This window comes from Nocardia sp. CA-120079 (assembly GCF_050955745.1).
Taxonomy (GTDB): Bacteria; Actinomycetota; Actinomycetes; order Mycobacteriales; family Mycobacteriaceae; genus Nocardia.
In genome coordinates this window covers 8,805,949-8,830,120 of sequence record NZ_CP192088.1, presented here as the reverse complement: position 1 = coordinate 8,830,120, position 24,172 = coordinate 8,805,949, and the positions used below count along the sequence as shown (strand labels likewise).

2 protein-coding genes are annotated in these 24,172 nt (G+C 66.8%); both read left to right on the top strand.

What is annotated here, in order from left to right; all coding sequences use genetic code 11:
- Nucleotides 1-923 precede the first annotated feature (923 nt).
- Complete coding sequence (locus tag ACQPYR_RS39940; RefSeq protein WP_433624779.1) at nt 924-8,348, top strand: amino acid adenylation domain-containing protein; 7,425 nt, start codon at nt 924-926, stop codon at nt 8,346-8,348.
- A gap of 122 nt (nt 8,349-8,470) precedes the next feature.
- A complete protein-coding gene (locus ACQPYR_RS39935) occupies nt 8,471-24,085 on the top strand; it encodes an amino acid adenylation domain-containing protein (protein ID WP_433624777.1) in 15,615 nt (5,204 codons plus the stop codon).
- Nucleotides 24,086-24,172: the final 87 nt, after the last annotated feature.

The window sequence follows — 24,172 nt, the reverse complement described above, 5'->3', positions numbered from 1 at the left end:
TGAGTCCGGTGCCTGGGGTTGGCTCGGTTGGTCGAGCTGCGGTGGGTCCTGTTGTTCCACACCGACTTCCGGCGTTTGCTGGACCCGGATGGATCAGCGTCCCGGAGTTTTGCCGGTGTAGCGCTGGGCGCGTCGTGCGCCATACCCGGCGTACCTCCGCAGTAGCCCCACACCTCCCAACCCGTTCGCCTGGCCGCAGTCACCTCCCCCCGCACGCACACACCAGAAGACGAAGGCTTGAGAATGTATTGGTGGAGAGGCGCTCTCGGTGTTTGCCTGCGTGGATGCATGGTGAGTGGTTGTCCAGGTTGGTACGTGGGCGGAACCAGGCGGTGACGTGGATCGAGCGGTGTCAGTTGCCTCGCGGGGGCTGAGGCTTTGGGTGCGGTGCTGAGTTCGGGGGTAGCGGTTGCGTTCGGTTGGTCGGGCTGTGGTGGGTCCTGTTGTTCTGCACCGACTTCCGGGGGCTTGCTGGGCCCGGGTGGTTCGGTGTCCCGGGGTTTTGCCGGTGTAGTGCTGGGTGCGTTGTGTGCCGTACCCGGCTTACTTCCGCAGTTGGGGGCAGGCCCACGGCTTCCAGCGTGGTCGACTGGCTGTGGTTGCGTTCTCGGGCGTTTTTGTGGAGGGGATGCAGGTGACGAGGGCTCGAGAATGTATTGGCGGAGGGAATGCGGTAGGCGAGCGATTCGGCTGGAGATGCGCATCTGCTATGTGACGTAGTTCACTGCGGTGGGGGGCGTCGCAACATCTACCGTCTGAGACCGATACATAGCTGTCGCGTCTGCGCCGTCTGAGGCGGAGGCGTATCAGTGCCTGTTCAACGCTTATATGATGACTCGGACTGGTTTGGCCCCCGGCGCAACGATGCCCTTTGCGGGGTCGGGGGCAGGTCTTAGCTCGACCCGAGAGGTGATTACACCCGAATGGAAACTGCTCGTCGTTCCGCCCGAGGTAGTCGCCGCCGCAGGTCGGGAAGCCCGCTGTTGGCCCAGCTGCTCACTGCCGCAGTGGAGTCCGCCGCCACCTCTGTCGCACTCCGCTTCAACCCGACCGGAAACCCGGCTGACCAGCGTGAACTCACCTACCGCGAATTGGATGCCGCCTCCTCGCGGGTCGCGCGCGAGCTGATCGCTCGCGGGATCGGCGCGGGCGATTACGTGGCGATGGGTATTACCCGCTCGGTCGAATCGATCGTCGCGCTGTGGGCGATCGCGAAGACCGGCGCGGCCTATGTGCCGGTCGATCCGAACTATCCGGCGGACCGGATCCAGCACATCGTGACCGATTCGGGTGCCGCACACGGTCTGACCACCTCGGCGCATCGCGCCAAGCTCGGGACCTCGGCCTATTGGATCGAATTGGACGATCCGGTGCTGTCGGAGCGGATCGCCGCCCGGCCCGATCACCCGGTCTCCTATGCCGATCGGGTGCGCACGGTCAATGAAAACCATCCGGCCTATGTCATCTACACCTCGGGTTCCACCGGTAAGCCGAAGGGTGTCGCGGTCACCCACACCGGTCTGGCCGGGCTCGCGGCGATCGGCGAGCACTATCTGATCGACGCGGATTCCTGCGTCTGCCATCTCAGCTCGCCCAGTTTCGACTTCTCGATGATGGAGACGCTGTTCACCTTCTCGGTGGGCGCGACGCTGGTCATCGCGCCGCCGACGGTATTCGGCGGCGTCGAACTCGCGGATCTGCTGCGCCGCGAGCAGGTCACCCACCTGCTGATCACCCCGGGTGCGCTGGAATCGCTGGATACCGCTGGTCTCGAAGACCTGCAGGTCGTGGTGGCCGGTGGTGATCGGCTCCCCGCGGAATTGGTGGCGCGGTGGGCGGATAGCGGCCGCTCGGTATTCAATGCGTACGGGCCGAGCGAGGCGACCGTCATGGTCACCAGCACCGAGGCCCTGCAGTCCGGTGAGCCCGTCACCATCGGCTCCGCCATCGCGGGCGTCGGCGCCTTCATTCTCGACGGGCGGTTGCGGCCGGTGCCCGCCGGCGTCGTCGGTGAGCTCTACGTCTCGGGTGCGGTGCTCGCACAGGGCTATCTCGGTCGACCGGAGCTGACCGCGGAGCGCTTCGTGGCCAGCCCGTTCGGCGCGGAGGTCGACAGCTCGGGATCGCGCCTGTACCGCACCGGAGATCTGGTGCGCCGCACCGAAACCGGTGCACTGGAGTACCTCGGACGATCCGATTTCCAGGTCAAGATCCGCGGTCTGCGCATCGAACTCGGCGAGATCGATAACGCGCTCACCGCACATCCGGATGTCGACTTCGCGGCCACGCTCGGCAAGACGCTGCCCTCGGGTACCACCGCGCTGGTCGCGTATGTGCTGCCGCGTGCGGGTGTCACCGTCGATACCGGAGAGCTGGCCGCGCATATCGGAGAATCGTTGCCGGACTACATGATTCCGGCCGCGATCATGGTGTTGGACGAGATTCCGCTGACCCCGGTCGGCAAGCTGGACCGGGCGGCACTGCCCGAGCCGGTGTTCGCGGCACGTCAGTTCCGTGCCCCGGCGACACCGGTCGAAGAGATCATCGCCGATGTCTTCGCGGCGGTGCTGCACGGTGGCAGCACGGACGCACGCGTCGGCGTCGACGACGATTTCTTCGAACTCGGCGGCAATTCGCTACTGGCCACCCAGGCCGCCGCGCGCATCGGTTTCGCACTCGGTATCCGGGTGCCGGTGCAGCTGATCTTCGAGGCCTCGACGGTATCCGTACTGGCCGAACGTGTCGAGCAGCACGCGGGTTCGGCCGACGGCCGGGCGCTCACCGCGCAGACCCGTCCCGATCGGATTCCGCTGTCCTACGCGCAGCAGCGGATGTGGTTCCTCAACCGTTTCGATCCGGCTGGCGCGGTCAATAACATTCCGCTGACGGTGCGGCTGTCCGGGCGCCTGGATGTCGACGCACTGCGTGCGGCGGCGCGCGATCTGACCGAGCGGCACGAGGTGCTGCGCACCATCTATCCGGACATCGATGGTGAGGGATTCCAGGTCGTCCTGCCGGTAACCGATGTGCGCGCGGTGCCGGAACTTCCACTCACCGACGCTGCGGCGCAAGAACTTCCGGAGCTGATCAGTGCCGAGGTGCTGGCCGGATTCGATGTGACGGTCGCGCCGCCGGTGCGGCTGCGGCTGTTCCGGCTCGACGAATTCGAGTACGTGCTGGCGTGCGTGGTGCACCACATCGCGGGAGACGGTTTCTCGCTCGGTCCGCTGGCCCGCGATCTGGTGGCGGCGTACTCCGATCGCCTGCGCGGCGGACGGCCCGAATGGCCGCCGCTGACGGTGCAATACGCCGACTACACCATCTGGCAGCGCGCCACCCTCGGCAGCGAGGACGACCCGGAATCCGTCTTCGCGCAGCAGATCGAATTCTGGCGCAACGAATTGGCCGCGCTGCCGGACCAATTGGATCTGCCCGCGGATCGGCCGCGGCCTGCCACGTCGTCGCACAACGGCGCCGTCGTCGCGTTCGACATCGACGCCGAGATCCACACTCGACTCGATGATCTTGCACACGAGCACAATTCGACGCTGTTCATGGTCGTGCACGCCGCGCTCGCGGTACTGCTCGCCCGACTGTCGGGCACCCGCGATATCGCGGTCGGCACCCCGGTCGCCGGTCGCGGTGAGGCGGCGCTGGACGATCTGATCGGCATGTTCGTCAACACCCTGGTGTTGCGGACCGAGATCGAACCCGGCATGACCTTCGACGATCTGCTGCGTACGGTGCGCAAGGTCGACATCGAGGCCTTCGGACACGCCGACGTGCCGTTCGAGCGGCTGGTCGAGCTGCTCGATCCGGTGCGCTCGGCAGCGCGGCATCCGCTGTTCCAGGTGATGCTGGTCTTCCAGAATCTGGCGCGCACCGAACTGGAGCTGCCGGGCCTGAAGGTCGCGGGTGTGGATCACGGGGTGTCGCTGGCCAAGTTCGATCTGCAGCTCGAGATCGCGGAAAACCTTGCGGCGCGAGCGACGGGCCCGGAGGCGGTAGCGGAGCGTAACCACGCAGGGCACCGGGAGCGCCGCGAATCGGATACAGCCGCAAGGGGCATGTCGGCGAGGTTCACCTACGCCACCGACTTGTTCGATGCCGCCACCGTGCAGGACTTCGCCGACCGCTTCCTGCGGGTGCTGTCCGCTGTGGCCGCCGATTCCGATGCGGTGCTGGGCGATATCGATCTCCTCGCCCCCGGCGAGCGCGATCTGGTACTGCACGAATGGAATTCGGCCGGGGCGATGGTGCCCGATGTGACGCTGCTCGATCTCATCCAGGCGCAGGCACGCCGTCGTCCGGATGCGATCGCGGTCCGATTCGGCGATACCGCACTGAGTTTCGGTGAATTGCAGCGGCGCGCGAACCAAGTGGCACGGGCGCTGATGGCGCGCGGTGCGGGGCCGGAAGCTCTGGTCGCCGTTGCCATCGGGCGGTCCGAGGAGTTGCCCGTCGCACTGCTCGGCGTGCTCACCGCGGGTGCGGCGTATCTGCCGATCGACACCACCTACCCGGCGCAGCGGCTCGAGTTCATGCTCACCGACGCGCAGCCGACCTGTGTGCTGACCACATTCGATCTGCTGGGCGAAATTCCGGCGACGGACACTCCGCTGGTGCTGCTGGATGAGACCGCGGGCTTCGGCGAATCGCCGATCACCGATATCGAGCGCACGTCCCGGCTGCGTCCGGACAACCTGGCCTACGTCATCTACACCTCGGGCTCCACGGGTGTACCGAAGGGCGTCGGCGTCGCGCACCGCAATGTGGTGGAGCTGTTCGCCAACACCCAGTTGATGTTCGAATTCGACGATACCGATGTGTGGACGCTGTTCCACTCCTACGCCTTCGACTTCTCGGTGTGGGAACTGTGGTGCGCGCTGGCCAATGGCGGCACCGTGGTCGTGGTCGACCATCTGACCTCGCGTTCGCCGGAACAGTTCCGCGACTTGCTGATTCGCGAACAGGTCACGGTGCTGAACCAGACGCCGTCGGCGTTCTATCAGCTTGCCGAGGCCGATCGCGCCTCACATGCCGGCGACCAGGGCAAATTCGCGCTGCGCTACGTCGTATTCGGCGGTGAGGCACTGGATCTGCGTCAGTTGCGGCGCTGGTATGAGCGCCACGCCTTCGATGCGCCGTGGCTGGTCAATATGTACGGCATCACCGAAACCACCGTGCACGTGTCGTTCCTGGCACTGGATGAGCAGCTGGCCGAGAATCCGGCCAGCGCGATCGGTCGCGCATTGCCCGGCCTGGAGAGCTATGTGCTCGACGACCGGCTGCATCCGGCTCCGGTCGGGGTGGCGGGCGAAATCTATGTCAGCGGTGGGCAGTTGTCCCGCGGCTACCTCGGTCGGCCCGGGTTGGCCGCGACCCGTTTCGTGGCGAATCCGTTCGGCGCCCCGGGATCTCGCATGTACCGCAGTGGCGACCTCGGTCGCTGGGCCGGTTTCGCGGGCCACGCGAATCTCGAATACGCCGGGCGCAGTGACCAGCAGGTGCAGCTGCGCGGCTTCCGCATCGAACTCGGTGAGATCGAAGCGGCGCTGCTTGCCCAGCCGTCGGTCAGCCAGGCCGTTGTGCTGGTGCGCTCCGACGAGCATGCCGGTGATCGCCTGGTCGGATACGTTGTGGCCGACGCTGATTCGCAGGTAGTGGGTGCGGCGCTGCGCAACGCGGTCGCCGATTTCCTTACCAGCTACATGGTTCCGGACGCGATCGTCGTACTCGACGCGCTGCCGCTGACTCCCAACGGGAAGCTGGACCGAAAGGCGCTGCCCGCACCGGAATTCGTCAGCAGCGCCACCTACCGCGCCCCGCAGACCCCGATCGAGCAGGCCGTCGCCGGGGTATTCGCCGGACTGCTCGGCGTGCGCGATGTCGGCCTGGACGACGATTTCTTCGGCCTCGGCGGTAACTCGCTGCTGGCGACCAGGGCGGTCAGCCGGATCAACGAGGCGTTGGACGCCAATGTCTCGGTGCGCGAACTGTTCGAGGCATCAACCGTCTCGGCGCTGGCCGCGCGGATCGTGCCCGGTTCCTCGACCGGAACTCGTGCCCCACTGGTCGCGGCGGTGCGCTCGGAGCGGGTGCCGCTGTCGCTGGCGCAGCAGCGCATGTGGGTGCTCAATCAGTTCGATACCCGCTCGGCGGCCTACAACATCCCGCTCGGCATCGGCCTGACCGGTGCGCTCGATGTGCACGCGCTGCGCGATGCGGTCGCCGATGTGCTCGAGCGGCACGAGGCGCTGCGCACCCGCTACCCGTCGACGGGTCCCGGCGGGCTGCCGTACCAGGAGATCCTGCCGGTCGCCGAGGCCTGGCCGGGCGGCCTCGCTGTCGAGTCGAACGCCGACCCGATCGTCCGAATCACCGAGCTGATGTCGACCGGATTCGATGTGACCCGTGAGGTTCCGGTGCGCGGCGTACTGCTGCGCGGTGACACCCCGGACCGTCACCTGCTCGCCATGGTCGTGCACCACATTTCGGCCGATGGTGCCTCGATGGCCCCGCTGGCCCGAGACCTGATGCTCGCCTATGCCGCGCGCTGTGCGGGCGACGTCCCGACCTGGACGCCGCTCGAGGTGCAGTACGCCGACTTCGCGATCTGGCAGCGCGAGGTCATCGGCACCGATGACGACGAGGACTCCGTCGCCGCACAGCAATTGGCCTACTGGCGCGACCAACTGGCCGGACTGTCCGGCGCGATCGAGCTACCGCTGGACCGCCCACGCCCTCCGATGCCGTCCATGCGTGGTGCTTCGACGGCCTTCACGCTCTCGCCCGAGGTGCACGCCGGGCTGATTCGCATTGCCCGGGAACACAATTCGTCGCTGTTCATGGTCGTGCACGCGGTGCTCGCGGTGCTGCTGGCGCGGCTGTCGGGAAGTTCCGATATCACGATCGGCACCCCCATCGCGGGCCGCGGTGAGCGCGCGCTCGACGATCTGGTCGGCATGTTCGTCAATACCTTGGCGCTGCGCACCACGACCGAATCGGGGACCACCTTCGACGCGCTCGTCGAACATGTTCGCGAGACCGATCTTTCGGCCTTCGGCAATGCCGATATCCCGTTCGAGCGGGTGGTCGAGGTGGTGCTGCCGAACCGCGCGACCTCGCACAATCCGCTGTTCCAGGTGGTGCTGTCCTTCGACAATCTCGAGCAGCCGAAGCTGGAACTGCCGGGTCTGACAGTCGCCGCACTGGATACCGGTGCGGTCGCGGCGAAGTTCGATCTGCAGTTGACCGTCGAGCCGCGGCACGGCGCGGACGGCGCGCCCGGCGAGCTGGTCGCGGTATTCAATTACGCCACAGACCTTTTCGATGCGCCGACGGTGCAGGCATTCGGCCGCAGGCTGACTCGGATCTGCACTGCGGTCGTCGCGGACCCGCAGGTCAGCGTGGGCGATATCGATATCCTCGATGCCGCCGAACGCGATCGGGCACTGGCCGCGCCGGAAACGGTGCTCGAGCCTGCCCCCGATGGCGTACCGGTCACCAGCGGTGCGGCCTTGACCCAGGCGCTGGCCGCCGCGGTGGAGGACGATCCGGACGGGCCCGCGGTGGTTTTCGGCGAGGACGCGGTGTCCTTCCAGGATCTCGACGCGCGGTCGTCGCGACTTGCTCGGGTGCTGATCGCCCGCGGCTGCGGTCCGCGCACCGGTGTCGCGATCCGGCTGGATCGCGGAGTGGACGCGGTGGTCGCCACCTGGGCGGTGCTCAAAGCCGGTGCCGCATTGACGCCGGTGACCGCCCTCGACGGAGCACTGCCCGTCGGCCTGCAGGTCAAGGTCGGAATTACCACCGGCGCATGGCCCGCCGACAGCAGCGTCGACTGGCTGGCACTCGACGATCCGGATGTGCTCGCCGAGATCGCCGCCGAATCGCCGCGCCCGGTGACCTATGCCAACCGGACGCAGGCGCTGCGCGGTGAGGATCCGGCCTTCGTGGCCGCGGTTACCTTGTCCTACAACGATATTTCCGTCGCGACCAAGCGGCTGCGGGCGCGCACCGAGCTCACCTTCGAGTCCCGGGTGTTCCGGCACGGCCGCGCGGATTCGGCGGCGGCGCTATTGGAAGTGGTCGCGGCCGGAGAGAACGGCGCGTCGGTAGTGGTCACCGCCGGTGACCTGGATAGCGTAACGCTTTCGGCACTGTTGGCCGACGAATGGATTACACACCTGTTCATCGATCGGGCCGGACTCGGGCCGGTCGAGGTGACGGGGCTGGAGGATCTGCACGCGGTGGTGCTGGATGACGGCGCGCCCGCGCCGGAATTCGGGGCCGTCCCGGTTGTGGTCGACCTCGGTGCGCTATTGGGCGTCCAGGACCCGAGCTGATCTTCCACCCGGGAGATCCGGGTAGCGACGATGAGCGAGGGGAGGAAAGTTCCTATGCCGGGATGCCGGTCGGTGGGACAGGATCGGGCGCGGCCGCGCGGTATCGGAGGGGGGTCGTTCGCGTGACCCGGCCAGCGCGTAGCCGTCCGGTCCGGGCCCGCCAGTCGCGGGTCACCACGCTGCCGCAGCTGATGGGCGCCGCGGTCGAGGCGAATCCGGAGGGTATCGCCGTCGTTTTCGCCGATGCCGGCGCGACCCTGGGACAGCTCGGCTACGCCGAACTCGACGATCGGTCCACCCGGTTGGCCCGGTTGCTGATCGAACGCGGTGTAGGCCCGGAAGACCTTGTGGCCGTTGGTATTCCGCGGTCGCTGGAGTCGGTGGTCGCGGTGTGGGCGGTGGCCAAGACCGGCGCCGGATTCGTGCCGGTCGACCCCAATTACCCGGCCGAGCGCGTCGCGCACATGGTGACCGATTCCGGTGCGGTGCTCGGCCTCGCGGTCGCCGAGGTGGCGGCGGAGCTGCCGGATCGGGTCGAGTGGCTGGTGATCGATGCGCCCGAATTCGCACTGCGCCTGGCGGAATACTCGGGCGAGGCCATCACCAATGCGGACCGGGTTCGCGCGGTGCGGGCGGAGCACCCGGCCTATGTCATCTACACCTCCGGCTCCACCGGCAAGCCGAAGGGTGTTGTCGTCACGCAGGCCGGATTGTCCAGCTTCTGCGATGAACAGCGCGAGCGGTATCGCGTCACGAGCCAGTCGCGCACACTGCATTTCGCGTCGCCGTCCTTCGACGCGTCGGTGCTCGAGTTGCTGCTCGCACTCGGCGGTGCGGCGACCATGGTGGTGGTCGCGCCTGATATCTACGGTGGCGACGAGCTGGCGACGCTGCTGCGCCGGGAACGGGTGACGCACGCCTTCATCACCCCGGCCGCGCTCGCCTCGGTCGATCCGGCGGGGCTCGACGATTTCCGGGTCGTGGTCGCCGGTGGCGAGGCTTGTCCGCCGGATCTGGTGCGGCGCTGGGTATTACCGATCGCCGACGGCCGAACACGTGAGTTCTTCAACGGCTACGGGCCGACCGAGACCACGATCATGACCAATATCAGCTCGCCGATGGCACCCGGTGCGGTGGTGACCATCGGCGGTCCGATCCGTGCCATTACCGAATACGTGCTCGACGACCGGTTGAATCAGGTGCCCAGCGGCGTGGTCGGCGAACTGTACATCACGGGTTCGCAGGTGGCGCGTGGCTATCACGATCGGCCCGCGCTGACCGCATCGCGTTTTGTGGCTAATCCGTTCGATCCCAGCGGTTCTCGGCTCTACGCCACCGGAGACGTGGTGCGCTGGACATCGGCCGGTGAGATCGAATACCTGGGCCGCAACGACTTCCAGGTCAAGATCCGCGGTTTCCGCATCGAACTCGGTGAGATCGATGCGGTGCTCGGCGCGCACGACAGTGTCGACTTCGTCGTCACCATCGGGCATAGACTCGATACCGGCGCAACAATTCTCGCGTCCTACGTGCACCCGGCGGGCGACGCGGTCGTCGATACCGACGAACTGACCGCCTTCGCCGAACGCTCACTGCCGGCGCATATGGTCCCGACGACCATCACGGTGCTCGATACGATTCCGCTGACCCCGGTCGGCAAGCTGGATCGCCGGGCATTGCCCGCACCGGTGCTGGAGACCAAGGAGTACCGGGCGCCGGAGACCGAAATCGAACAGCTCATCGCCGAGGTGCTCGGCGAGGTGCTGGGTATCGAGCGCATCGGTCTCGACGACGACTTCTTCGCACTCGGCGGCGACAGCATCACCTCGATCCAGGTGGTGTCGCGAGCCAGGGCGCGCGGGGTGATCTTCACGCCGCGCGACGTTTTCGAATCGCGCACGGTCGCGGTCCTCGCGCCGCTCGCCACGCAGGGAGCACTGGTAGAGACCGGCGCGCAGGGCCCGCTTGTCGAGCTGTCGCAGGCCGATAATGACCGGCTGGCAAGGCAATACCCGAAGCTGACCGAGGTGTGGCCGCTGACCCCGCTGCAGTCGGGCATGCTGTTCCACGCGCAATTGGCCGAGTCTTCGGTCGATGCGTATATGACCCAGTTCATGGTCGATCTCGGCGGCGATGTCGATGCCGAGCGACTACGCGCGGCGGCGGTCGCCGTGGTGGGTCGGCATGTGAATCTGCGCGTGGCATTCGCCGAGGATGTCGCGGGCAATCCGGTGCAGGTCGTGCTCGACGAGGTCGAAGTGCCTTGGCGTGCAGTCGACCTCACCGATCGCGCCGATGCCACTGCGGAGTTGCAGCGGATCATGGCCGCCGAGCTGGCCGACCACTTCGATATGCGGACCGCGCCGCTACTGCGGTTCACGCTGATCCGTTCGACCGCCCCGGCGGGAGCGACGGGCACGGAGGAGGCAGCCCGCGTAACCACGCAGGGCCCCGCGAGCGCCACGATGTCAGGGGCCTATCACCTGCTGGTGACCAGTCATCACATTCTCATCGACGGCTGGTCGATGCCGCTGCTGACCCAGGACCTGCTGACGCTCTATGTGCTCAATGGCGATGCGAGCCAGTTGCCACAGGCCCGCTCCTACCGTGACTATCTGGCCTGGCTCGGTGCGCAGGACCACAGTGCCGCGCGCAAGGCCTGGCGCGAGGTGCTGGACGGCATCACCGAGCCGACACCGCTGGCTTCGGTCGATCCGGCCCGCGAAATCACCGCTGGCGTAGGCGAAGTCGGCTTCGAAATGTCCGACGCGGACACCAAGGCGCTGAGCCGGTTGGCCGCCGATGCCGGGGTCACCGTCAATACCGTCATCCAGGCGGCCTGGGGTTTGTTGATCGGGCGGAGTGTGGATCGCGACGATGTCGTCTTCGGCGCCACCGTTTCCGGGCGGCCGCCACAGCTCGACGGCATCGAGACCATGGTCGGGTTGTTCCTCAATGCGATTCCGGTCCGCGTGCGCCTGGATGCGAACGACACCCTCGCCGGATTGCTGCGGCAGTTGCAGTCCGAACAGGCAGCGCTGCTGGACCACCACTACGTCGGCCTGAGCGAAATCCAGGAAATCGTCGGTGTGGAAGGGCTTTTCGACACCCTGGTGGTGTTCGAATCGTTCCCGGTCGACGAGCAGGCGCTGACCGCGGCGGCGGGTGCGCTCGATGGCATGAGCATCGAGGGCGCGGTCGCCGTGAACGGCACGCACTATCCGGTCACCGTGGTGATCGTCCCCGGCGCGCGCATGCACTTCACCCTCAAATACCTACGCGATGTCTTCGACGAGGCTGCGGCACAGGCACTGGCGCAACGCTTCTCGACACTGATCGGGCGGTTCCTCGCCGATCCGTTCGCCAAGGTCGCCGAGGTCGATGCGCTGACCGATGCCGATCGCGTCGTACTCGACGCCGTCAATGCCACCGAAGTGGCCGAGCTGCTCGATGATTCGACACTGCTGACGCTGTTCGACGCGCAGGTCGCCCGCACCCCCGACACGCCTGCGGTGATCTACCGCGATACCGCCCTGAGCTACCGCGAACTCGATGCGCGTTCGCGGGAGCTGGCGGCGAACTTGGTCGGTCGCGGCGTCGGGTCGGAATCGCTGGTTGCGGTGGCGATGCGGCGCAGTATCGAGATGGTCGTCGCGATCTACGGTGTACTGCGGGCCGGTGGGGCGTATGTGCCGATCGATCCCGACCATCCGGCCGAGCGCAGTGAATATGTGCTGTCCAGTGCGGCTCCGGTGTGTGTGCTGACCACGACCGGGACCGGCTTCGAAACCGAGACCGACACGCCGCTGGTCAATGTGGACATTCTCGAGCGACCTGTTCGCTCTGCGGCCACCGCCTCGATCTTCGGTGACCTGCCTGGTGTCGCGACACCGCTTCCCGACAACACCGCTTACGTCATCTACACCTCCGGCTCGACCGGTCGGCCCAAGGGTGTCGCGATCACGCATCGGCAGATGGCGAACCAATTCCGCTGGGCGCAGCGGACCTATCCGCACGGTCCCGGTGATGTGGTGCTGCACAAGACGCCGATCACCTTCGATATCTCCACCTGGGAGCTGTTGTGGCCCTTACAGACCGGGGCGGTGGTGGTCATCGCCGAACCGGACGGGCACCGCGATCCCGCGTACCTGGCCCGGGTGATCGACGAATACTCGGTAAGCACGGTGCATTTCGTGCCGTCGATGCTCGACGCATTTCTCGACGGCGCACCTGCGGGGTACCCGTCGTTGCGCCGCGTATTCGCCGCCGGTGAGGCGCTGTCGGGGGAGACCGCCGCGCGCTTCGACACCGTCGTACCCGACGCGCACCTGTTCAACTGGTATGGCCCCGCCGAGGCGACGGTCGTCACCGCCTATCCCACCGAAGCCGATGGACGCGTGGCGATTGCGATCGGTACCCCGGTCGCCAACACTCGGGTACATGTGCTCGACAGGCAGTTGCGGCCGGTTCCGGTCGGTGCGGTCGGCGAGTTGTATGTCGCCGGTGTGCAATTGGCGCGTGGCTATGTGAACGCACCATCGCTGACCGCCGAACGGTTCGTCGCGCACGCCGATGGTGCGCGGCTCTATCGCACCGGCGATGTGGTGCGCTGGGTGCCTCGTGCCGGCGGACACGCCCTGGAATACTTGGGCCGCAGCGACTTCCAGGTCAAGTTGCGTGGTCAGCGCGTCGAACTCGGTGAGATCGAGACTGTGCTGCTCAGTCTGGATGCCGTACAGCGCGCGGCGGTGGCGCTGGTCGAAGGGAGCGCCGGCGATCGGCTGGTCGCGTATGTGGTGGCCGCGCCCGCTGCGCAGATCGATGACGATGCCCTGCTCGACCAGGCACGCGCGGCGCTGCCGTCATATATGGTCCCGTCCGCGATCGTGCATCTGGACGCTTTGCCGCTCAATGCGAGCGGCAAACTCGACCGTAAGGCCCTGCCCACACCGGAGTTCATCGGACGGCCCTACCGGGAACCGTCGACGCCGCTCGAACGCTCCGTCGCCGAGGTATTCGGAGATGTGCTGGGCATCGAGCGCGTGGGTGCGGACGACGACTTCTTCGACCTCGGCGGTAATTCGCTGGTCGCGACCCGCGTGGTGGCCCGGCTCGGTGCCGCGATCGGCAGTCGCGTCCCGGTGCGCGCCGTCTTCGAAGCGCCGACGGTTGCCGCCTTGGCCGCCGCGGTCGCACCCGGCGCGGGTCAGCGTCACGAGCTGCCGCTGGTGGCCGGTGCACGGCCGGAGCAGATTCCGCTGTCGCTGGCACAGCAGCGGATGTGGTTCCTCAACCAGTTCGATACCGAATCTGCGGTGAACAATCTGCCGGTCGCGGTCCGGCTGACGGGCGCGCTCGATATCGCCGCGTTGCAGCAGGCCGTTGCCGATCTGGTCGAGCGGCACGAAACCCTGCGCACCGTCTATCCGGCCGACCGCGACGGTATCGCGCATCAGGTGATCGTGCCTGCGGCACAGGCGGTTCCGGACCTGAGTCCGCAACAGGTCGCGCCGGACGCGGTGCACGCGAAGGTCGTCGAGATCATCGCCGCCGGATTCGATGTCACCGATCAGGTGCCATTGCGAGGTGCACTGTTCGTCGCCTCTGAGAACGAGTACGTGCTCGTCTTCGTGGCCCATCACATCAGCGCGGACGGCTGGTCGATGGGACCGATGACCCGCGACCTCATGCTCGCCTACGCATCGCGCGCGGCAGGTACACCGCCCGCCTGGCAGCCGCTGCCGGTGCAGTACGCGGATTTCAGTCTCTGGCAACGGGAAGTGCTCGGTTCCGAGGACGACCCGGAAAGCCTGATCACCGCGCAGGCCGAATTCTGGCGCACGACATTGGCCGGGCTGCCCGACGAGCTGAACCTGCCCGCCGATCGGCCGCGCCCGACGACGCAGTCGTTCGCCGGTGGCACAGTCGGTTTCACGGTCGACCCGCGGGTGCACCGCAGGCTGCAGGAGATCGGCCGTGCACAGAACGCGACGATCTTCATGGTCGTGCACACCGCGCTCGCGATCTTCCTGGCACGTCTGTCGGGCACCGAGGACATCGCCGTGGGCACGCCGATAGCCGGTCGTGGTGCGGCCGAATTGGACGATGTCATCGGCATGTTCGTCAATACGCTGGTGCTGCGGACCCCGGTGCCAGGCGGTGCGACCTTCGCGGAATGGCTCTCGGCGGTGAAGGACGCCGACCTGCAGGCCTTCGCCCATGCCGATATTCCGTTCGAGCGGCTGGTCGAGCTGCTGAATCCGGAGCGGTCCACGGCACGGCATCCGCTGTTCCAGGTGGCGCTGTCGTTCCAGAATCTGCCCGATAATTCGCTCGAGCTGCCCGAATTGCGCGTCGGCGCAGTCGATCTCGATATCGATACTGCGAAATTCGATCTTTCGCTGGCGATTACCGAGCTGCCGGGCACATCCGAGGGCATGTACGCGGTGTTTTCTTTCGCGCGTGACCTGTTCGACGAGTCCACCGTTCGGGTGTTCGCGGATCGGTTCGTAAGGCTGCTCGAGGCGATCACGACCAGGCCGGAGCTGCCGGTGGGTGATCTGCCGCTGCTGGCCGAAACCGAGACGAAATTCCTGACCCGGGTGCATCCGGATCACGTGACGGCCGGTGGGCTGCTGCCCGATCTGCTGATGCGCGGGCTACGTCGTGGTGCGCAGCGTACTGCTGTCCGCTATCAGGGCAGGTCGATCAGCTATCACGAACTCGACGAGTACTCGTCGCGGTTGGCCAGGGTGCTGATCGATCGCGGTGTTGGTCCGGAAAGCCTGGTGGCGCTGGCTCTGCCACGCTCGTATCAGATGGTCGCCGCCGTGTTGGCGGTGTCGAAGGCCGGTGGCGCACATGTCCCGGTCGACCCGAATTACCCGGTGGATCGGGTGCGGCACATGCTGACCGATTCGGGTGCGCTTGTCGGCCTCACCGCTTCGCAGCATCTGGGTGAGTTGCCGGACGACGTGCAATGGCTTGCTCTCGACGATGCGGAGACGGATGCGCTGTGCGCCGACCGATCCGCCGCAACGGTCACCGACGCCGACCGGATCATGCCGCTGCGGCCGCACCATGTGGCCTATGTGATCTACACCTCCGGCTCTACCGGTATGCCCAAGGGCGTCGCCGTGACCCACACCGGTCTCGGCGGCCTGATCGACCATTCGGTCGGCCTGTACCGGCTGGAGCCGGAGCATCGGCTGCTGCATATCTGCTCGCCGAGCTTCGACGTGTCGGTGCTGGAATGGCTTGTCGCGCTTTCGGTCGGCGCGACAGTGGTGATCGTCCCCGCGGCGATCATCGGCGGTCCGGAACTGGGTGATCTGCTGCGCAGCGAGCGGGTCACGCATTCGATCATCACCCCGGCGGTGCTGAGCTCGGTGGATCCGATCGGGCTCGAGCAGCTCGAAATGCTCATGGTCTGCGGCGATGCCACCACACCGGAGTTGCTCGGTAAGTGGCAGCCGGGCCGCAGGTACTACAACGGCTACGGTCCGACCGAGGCCACCGTCATCGCCTCCTACGCGACGCTGCGGGCGGGTTCGCCGATCACTATCGGCACACCGGTGCACGGCATGTCGGCGCTGGTGCTGGATGCTCGACTGCACCCGGTCCCGCCGGGCGTGGCGGGGGAGCTGTATCTGTCCGGCGCCGCGTTGGCGCGTGGGTATCACAACCGTCGAGGGCTTTCCGCGGAGCGTTTCGTGGCCAATCCGTGGGGCGAGCCTGGAGCGCGGATGTACCGCACCGGTGACGTGGTGCGCTGGTTCGCCGAACCCGAACTGCGGATGGGCAATGCGGCGCTGCCGTCGATCCCGTGGGCGCTGGAATACGTCGGCCGTTCGGACTTCCAGGTGAAGATCCGCGGCTACCGCATCGAACTCGGTGAGATCGATGCCGTGCTCGGCGGGCACGCCGATGTCGAATTCGCGATCACCATGGGCAGGCAGAGCGACGCGGGTGTCACGATCCTGGTGTCCTATGTGCTGCCGGTGTCCGGCCGGGGCATCGAGCCCAGTGTCCTCATCGAGCGTGCGGCACGACGCCTGCCGCCGCATATGGTGCCTTCCGCGGTCGTCGTGCTCGACGAGATCCCATTGACCCCGGTCGGCAAGCTGGATCGAAAGGCGCTGCCGGAACCGGTCTTCGAGCAGGCTGCCTACCGTGCGCCGAAGACGCATACCGAACAGATCGTGGCAAGCACGTTCGCGGCCGTGCTGCGCGTCGGCACGGGTACCGACGACGGCCGCTACCTCGGCCTGGACGACGATTTCTTCGCCCTGGGCGGAAATTCGCTGCTGGCAACGCAACTGGTCGCCCGTCTCGGTGCGGCACTGGACACCCGGGTACCCGTGCGGGTGCTCTTCGAGGCATCCACGGTTGCCGAACTCTCGGCGAAGCTCGAGCAGCTTGCCGGCACCGGTGCCCGCAACGCATTGGTGGCAGGCGACCGGCCGCAACATATTCCGCTGTCACTGGCACAGCAGCGGATGTGGTTCCTCAACCGATTCGACACCGAGTCCACGGCTTACAACATTCCGATCGCCGTGCGGCTCACCGGGACCCTCGATGTGGCGGCGCTGCGCCGAGCGGTCGCGGATGTGGTGGAGCGGCACGAAATCCTGCGCACCATCTACCCGCAAACCGACGCGGGTGCGGTCCAGCTGATTCTGCCCTCCGACGGTGTCGTGCCGAAACTCGAGGTCCGCGAGGTCGCGCCGAATGAACTCGAATCCGCGGTCGTCGAGCTGACTTCGACGACCTTCGACGTCACCAGCGAGGTGCCGGTCCGGGTCGTGCTGTTCGCTGTCGAACACGAATATGTGCTCGCCATGGTGGTGCACCACATCTCAGGTGACGGTTCGTCGGTCGCACCGCTGACCCGCGACCTGATGCGCGCGTACGCGGCCCGCTCCGCGAACGCCGCGCCGGGCTGGGCACCACTGCCCGTGCAGTACGCGGACTACAGCATCTGGCAGCGCGAACTGCTCGGCAGCGAGGACGATCCGGAATCACTGGCGGCCGAGCAGGTCGCCTACTGGCGTGACGCACTGGCCGATCTGCCCGAACAGCTGGATCTGCCGTCGGACCGGCCGCGCCCCGCGATGCAGTCCTTCGCGGGCGGCACGGCCGAGGTGCGCATCGATCCCGAAACTCACCGTGCCCTCCTCGAATTGGCCCGTGCCGAGGGCGCGACACTGTTCATGGTCGTGCACACCGCGCTGGCCGTACTGCTGGCGCGGCTCTCGGGCACCGACGACATCGCCATCGGCACACCGATGTCCGGCCGCGGTGAAGCCGCGCTGGATGATCTGATCGGCATGTTCGTCAACACCCTGGTGTTCCGCACCCGAGTGGCCGCCGGTTCCACCTTCGCTGAGCTGACCGCGCGTCAGCGAGAAGCCGATATCCGGGCCTTCGCCCATGCGGATATCCCGTTCGAACGGCTGGTCGAGGTGCTCAACCCGGTCCGCTCGACCGCGCGGCATCCGCTGTTCCAGGTCGGGCTGTCGTTCCAGAATCTGGAGCAGTCCAGCCTCGAACTGCCCGGCCTCACCGTATCCGGTGTCGGTATCGACATCCAGGTGGCGCAGTTCGATCTCAACCTCATCGTCAGCGATGCCTACGACGCGAACGGCGTGCCCGCCGGCATCACCGGTCGATTCGTCTATGCCAGGGACCTTTTCGATCAGGCGACCGTCGAGGGGTTCGCTGAGCGCTTCATACGCCTGCTCGACCGGATTGTCGCCGCACCGCGCATCCCGGTCGGCGAACTCGACCTGCTGGCCACCGCCGAGCAGGAGCAAATCCTGCTCGACTGGAACCAGACCGCCAATCCGGTGGCCCCGGAACTATTGCTCGACAGTTATCGCCGAGCGGTCGCGGACCATCCCGACGCGATCGCGGTGGTCTATGAGAGAGCGACGCTGGCCCACCCGTCACCCGACCACCACCCCTCATCGAGTCGCTCCGCGACGCTGACTTATCGGGAATTCGATCAGCGGGTCAACCGTTTGGCGCGGTTGCTGATCGATCGGGGCGTCGGCACGGAATCCCTGGTCGGCCTGGCGATTCGGCGTTCGCTGGACCTGGTCGTCGGGATGTACGCGATCGTGACGGCCGGTGGCGCGTATGTGCCGTTGGATCCGGATCATCCGGCGGAGCGGATCGCGCACATTCTGGATACCGCCCAGCCCGTAGCGGTGCTGACCACCACCGCGGATGCGGTTGCGGTGCCCGATAATACGCCGGTGCTGCACCTGGATACGTTGGCACTGGACGGATTCGACGCGAATCCGGTGCGCGCCGACGAACTATTGCGCCCGGTGCGTCCGGAGAACCCGGCCTACGTCATCTTCACCTCGGGTTCGACCGGACGTCCCAAGGGCGTGGCGATTTCGCATGCGGCCATCCACAACCAGACCACGTGGATGCTCGCGGAGTATCCGCTCGACGTCGGCGATGTGTACCTGCAGAAGACCGCGACCACCTTCGACGTCTCGCTGTGGGGCTATTTCATGCCACTGCGCGCGGGCGCGAAACTGGTGGTCGCCACGCACGACGGCCACCGTGACCCCACCTATGTCGCGGAAACCATTGCTGCACAGGGCGTCACCGTCACCGATTTCGTTCCATCGATGCTCACCGTTTTCGCCGCGCACACCCCGGCGGGCTCCTGCCCGACGCTGCGGGACATCTTCGTGATCGGCGAGGCGCTGCCGCCGGAAACCGTCGACGCCGTGCGGACCATGTCGAATGCCCGCGTGCACAACCTCTACGGTCCGACCGAGGCCGCGGTCTCGGTGACCTACTGGGAGGCGCGCGGCGACGACCGCCCCGGCGTCCCGATCGGACTGCCGCAGTGGAACACCCAGGTGTACGTACTGGATTCGCGACTGCATCCGGTGCCTGCCGGCGTGGCCGGTGAGCTGTACCTGGCCGGTGACCAGCTGGCCCGCGGTTATGTGCGCCGACCCGATCTGACCTCGGATCGGTTCGTGGCCAACCCCTTCGGCGCTGGCACACGCATGTACCGCACCGGTGACCTGGTCGTCTGGCGTGCGACCGTGTCCGGCGGTGTGCTCGAATACATCGGCCGCACCGACTTCCAGGTCAAGTTCCGCGGCCAGCGCATCGAACTCGGCGAGATCGAAACCGCGCTGCTGGCCGAGGCTTCGGTGAGCCAGGCGGTGGCCGTTGTGCTGCCGTCGACGTTGGGCGACCAGTTGGTCGCGTACGCCGTGCCTGCCCCCGGTCACCAGATCGATCAGACCGAACTGCTGACCGTGATCGCGGGAACTCTTCCGGCATATATGGTTCCGGCCACCATCGTGGCGCTCGACTCACTCCCGTTGAATACCAGCGGCAAGCTGGATCGCAAGGCGCTGCCGGCACCCACCTTCGCCAGCCGCGAATTCCGGGCCCCGGCAACACCGGTCGAGGAAATCGTGGCGGGCGTCTTCGGCGATGTGCTCGGCTTGGAACGAGTCGGCGCCGACGACGACTTCTTCGCACTCGGCGGCAACTCGCTGATCGCCACCCAGGTGGTGGCCCGGCTCGGTGCGGCCATCGGCGGCCGGGTGCCGGTGCGCACCCTGTTCGAGGCGTCGACGGTCGGCGGGCTCGCGGTCAAGATCGAGCAGCACGCCGGATCCGGTGGTCGCCGCGCACTGACCGCCGGTCCGCGCCCGGAACGGATTCCGCTGTCGATGGCACAGCAGCGGATGTGGTTCCTCAACCAGCTCGATCCGTCCTCCGCGGTCAACAATATTCCGGCCGCCGTGCGCCTGACCGGTGCGCTCGATCTGGTCGCGCTGGAGCTGGCCGTCATGGATCTGATCGAGCGGCACGAGGTACTGCGCACCGTTTATCCACAGACCGATGACGGTCCTGTGCAATTGATCGTGCCCGCCGAACAGGCGGTGCCGGATCTGACGCCGGTGCGGGTGAGCGCGGTCGATCTGCCCATACAGGTCCTCGCCACGGCCTCGGCCGGTTTCGATGTGACGGTCGAGGTTCCAGTGCGGGCCAAGCTCTTCCAGGTCGAGTCGGACGAGCATGTGCTTGTGTTGGTGGCGCATCACATCAGCGCGGACGGCTGGTCCATGGGCCCGCTGACCCGGGATCTGATGATCGCCTACGCATCCCGCTCGGCCGGTTCGCCACCGGCTTGGTCGCCACTTCCGGTGCAGTACGCCGATTTCAGCATCTGGCAGCGTGAGGTGCTGGGTTCCGAAGCCGATCCGGACAGCGTCATCACGGCCCAGGCGAACTATTGGCGCAACGCGCTGGCCGGTGTTCCGGACGAGCTCAATCTGCCTACGAATAGGCCGCGTCCGCCGACGCAGTCGTTCCGCGGTGGCCGGGTGGCCTTCGCGATCGGCACCGAATTGCACCGTGGCCTGCAGGAACTCGCGCGGGCCGAGAATGCGACCATGTTCATGGTCGTGCACACCGCGCTCGCGGTCTTGCTGGCGCGGTTGTCCGGCACCGATGACATCGCAATCGGGACCCCGGTCGCCGGTCGCGGTGAGGCCGAACTCGACGATGTGATCGGCATGTTCGTCAATACCCTCGTGCTGCGCAGCGCGGTGTCGGGCGAACTGAGTTTCGGTGCGCTGCTGGCACATACGAAGGATGCGGATCTGCGGGCCTTCGCACACGCGGACATTCCGTTCGAGCGACTGGTCGACCTGTTGAACCCGGTGCGCTCGACTGCGCGGCATCCGCTGTTCCAGGTCATGCTGTCGTTCCAGAATCTGCCCGACACCTCGTTCGAACTGCCCGGATTGCGCATCGGCGCGGTCGATCTGGAGATCGATGCCGCGAAATTCGATCTGTCGCTGACCATTCAGGAGGCGGCTCGCGGTGCCGGTATGGTCGCCGAATTGTCCTTCGCCAGGGATCTTTTCGATGACGCCGCCGTCCAAGGGTTCGCGGAGCGGTTCGTGGGGCTGCTCGAACAGATCATTGCCCGGCCCGACACACCGGTCGGCGATATCGATCTGCTCAGTGATACCGAACGGGCCGCGGTGCTGTGGCGGTGGAACGACACCAACCGTGAGTTCGCTGCGGTGGGGACGCTTGTGGATGAATTCGCCGGGCAGGCCGCGGCGACGCCGGATGCGGTCGCGATCGTCGATCCGGCGACCGGCACTTCGTTTGCCCACCCGTCGCCCGACCACCACCCCTCATCGAGTCGCTACGCGACGCTGGCCCACCCGTCGCCCGACCACCACCCCTCATCGAGTCGCTACGCGACGCTGACCTATTCCGAATTCGGTGCGCATGTGCACCGGTTGGCGCGGCGGTTGATCGAGGCCGGCGTCGGACCGGAAAAGCTGGTCGCCCTTGCCCTGCGGCGTTCGGTCGATTTCGTGATCGCGGCCTACGCCGTGCAGGAGGCCGGCGGCGGTTACGTGCCGCTCGACCTCGAGCAGCCCGCGGAGCGGATCGGGCATGTGCTCGAGTCGGCCGCACCGGTGTGCGTTCTGACCAGTTCGCGCGACGACTTCCAGACTGAACTGCCTACGATCACGATCGATGAGCTGGACCTGTCCGGCTATTCGGAGCAGCCGGTCACCGACACCGAGCGGATTGCGCCGCTGCGGCCGAGCAACCCCGCGTACGTCATCTTCACCTCCGGTTCGACCGGTCGCCCGAAGGGTGTGGTGGTGCCGCATTTCGCAGTGGTGAACCAGATCCGTTGGATCACCGGTGAATACGGCATCGGTGCCGATGACGTCGTGCTGTTCAAGACCCCGGCCACGTTCGACGTGTCGGTGTGGGAGTTGTTCGGCCCGTTGTCCACCGGTGGCCGGATTGTCGTCGCGAGCCCGGATGGGCATCGTGACCCGCAGTACCTGGCGGAGGTCATTGCGGCCGAGCGGGTCACCATGACCTCGTTCGTGCCCTCGATGCTGACCGTCTTCGCGGGCGCGGTCGACGGCTCCGCACTGGCATCGCTGCGCACCCTGTTGATCGCCGGTGAGGCCTTCACCGCCGACGCGGTGCAGGCCATCCGAAAGGTCAGCTCAGCCGAGCTCTACAACCTGTACGGACCGACCGAATTCGCCGTCCACGCGACGCACAGTCCGGTGGCCGCCGATATCGAGGGCGCGGTACCGATCGGCCTGCCGGTCTGGAATGCCCAAGCGTACGTACTGGATTCCCGGCTGCATCCGGTGCCGTCGGGTGTCGCGGGCGAGTTGTACCTGGCCGGTGCGCAATTGGCCCGCGGCTACGCCGGTCGCACCGACCTGACATCGGATCGCTTCGTCGCCAACCCGTTCGGTGCGCCCGGTTCCCGGATGTACCGCACTGGCGACCTGGTCACCCGCAAGGCCGACGGTTCGATCGGCTATCTCGGCCGCACCGACTTCCAGGTCAAACTGCGCGGCCTGCGCATCGAACTCGGCGAGGTCGAAACCGCACTCACCGCACACGATTCGGTGGCCCGGGCGGTGGCCTCGGTGCGTTCGGATCAGCTCGTCGCCTATGTCGTAACCACCACCACAGTCGACGCCGAGGCACTGCGGACCCATGTCGCCGAACGTCTGCCGTCCTATATGGTTCCGGCCGTCATCATGGTCCTCGACGCCATGCCGTTGAACCCCAACGGCAAGCTCGATCGCCGCGCCCTGCCCGATCCCGTCTTCGCGGCACGGGAGTTCCGCGCACCGACGACCCCGCTCGAATCGACCGTCGCCGCTGTCTTCGCCGAGGTCATCGGCATCGACCGGGTCGGCATCGATGACGACTTCTTCGGCCTCGGCGGTAATTCGCTGCTGGCCGCCCAGGTCGTCAGCCGACTGCGCAAGGTGACCGGCGCGCAGATCAAGGTCGCCTGGTTCTTCACCGAGCCGACGGTGCTCGGCATTTCGAAACAGATCAGCGCGGTGTTCGAGCACGGGCGCGACTCCGGCTCCGCGGCCGCACTCGGCGTGATCCTCCCGCTCCGCACCGCCGGCACCAGGCCGCCGCTGTTCTGCGTGCACCCGCTGGCCGGACTGTCGTGGTCCTATGCCGGACTGGCCCGGGTCCTCCCGGCCGACCAACCGATCTACGGCATCCAGACGCCCGCGCTCACCGAAGACGACTACCACCCGGGCTCGATGGTCGAGATCGCGCGTCGCTATGTCGCCGAGATGCGGGCGGTGCAGCCCGAGGGGCCGTATCGGATCCTCGGTTGGTCGCTCGGGGGCAAGCTGGCCCACGCGGTGGCGACCGAACTGCAGGCCGACGGCGCGCAGGTCGCGCTGCTCGCGATTCTGGACGCCTACCCGGGCGGTGATTTCACCGATTTCCGGAACCAGATCCGCCAGGCCTTCACCGAATTGGGACTGGACACGGCGGCTCTGCCCGCGGCGGAAAATCTGCAGGAAATCGGTGACGAGGCCGTGGCGGCGCTGCACACCATGGCCATCGGCCAGGGCGTGGACGTGCTCACCCCCGAACGACTGCGGCTGATCTACCGCACGGCCATGCGCACGGTCGAGCTGGAGTCGCAGTACCGGCCGGGGGTATTCGAGGGGACGCTCGAGTTCTTCCGCGCCACGGTCGATGCCGAGGCTCGACCAGATCGCACCCCCGCCGACTGGCAGCCTTTCGTCTCCGATGAGATCATCGATCGCCCGATCGGGTCGACGCACGAGTTGATGACCTCTGCCGAAGCGTTGGCCGAGATCGGTCCCCGGCTCGCTGAGCTGCTCGAAACCCCTGAGCGGTAGCAATCGGCCGGGGAACGCAGGTGGATCGTCGACGGGAACAAGCTGCCAATGCGGTTACGATCGGCGTCTGACCATGCGATGCTTCTG

Coding starts and splice junctions, on each gene's coding strand:
- ACQPYR_RS39940 (WP_433624779.1), top strand. CDS start 924: ATGGAAACTGCTCGTCGTTCCGCCCGAGGTAGTCGCCGCCGCAGGTCG.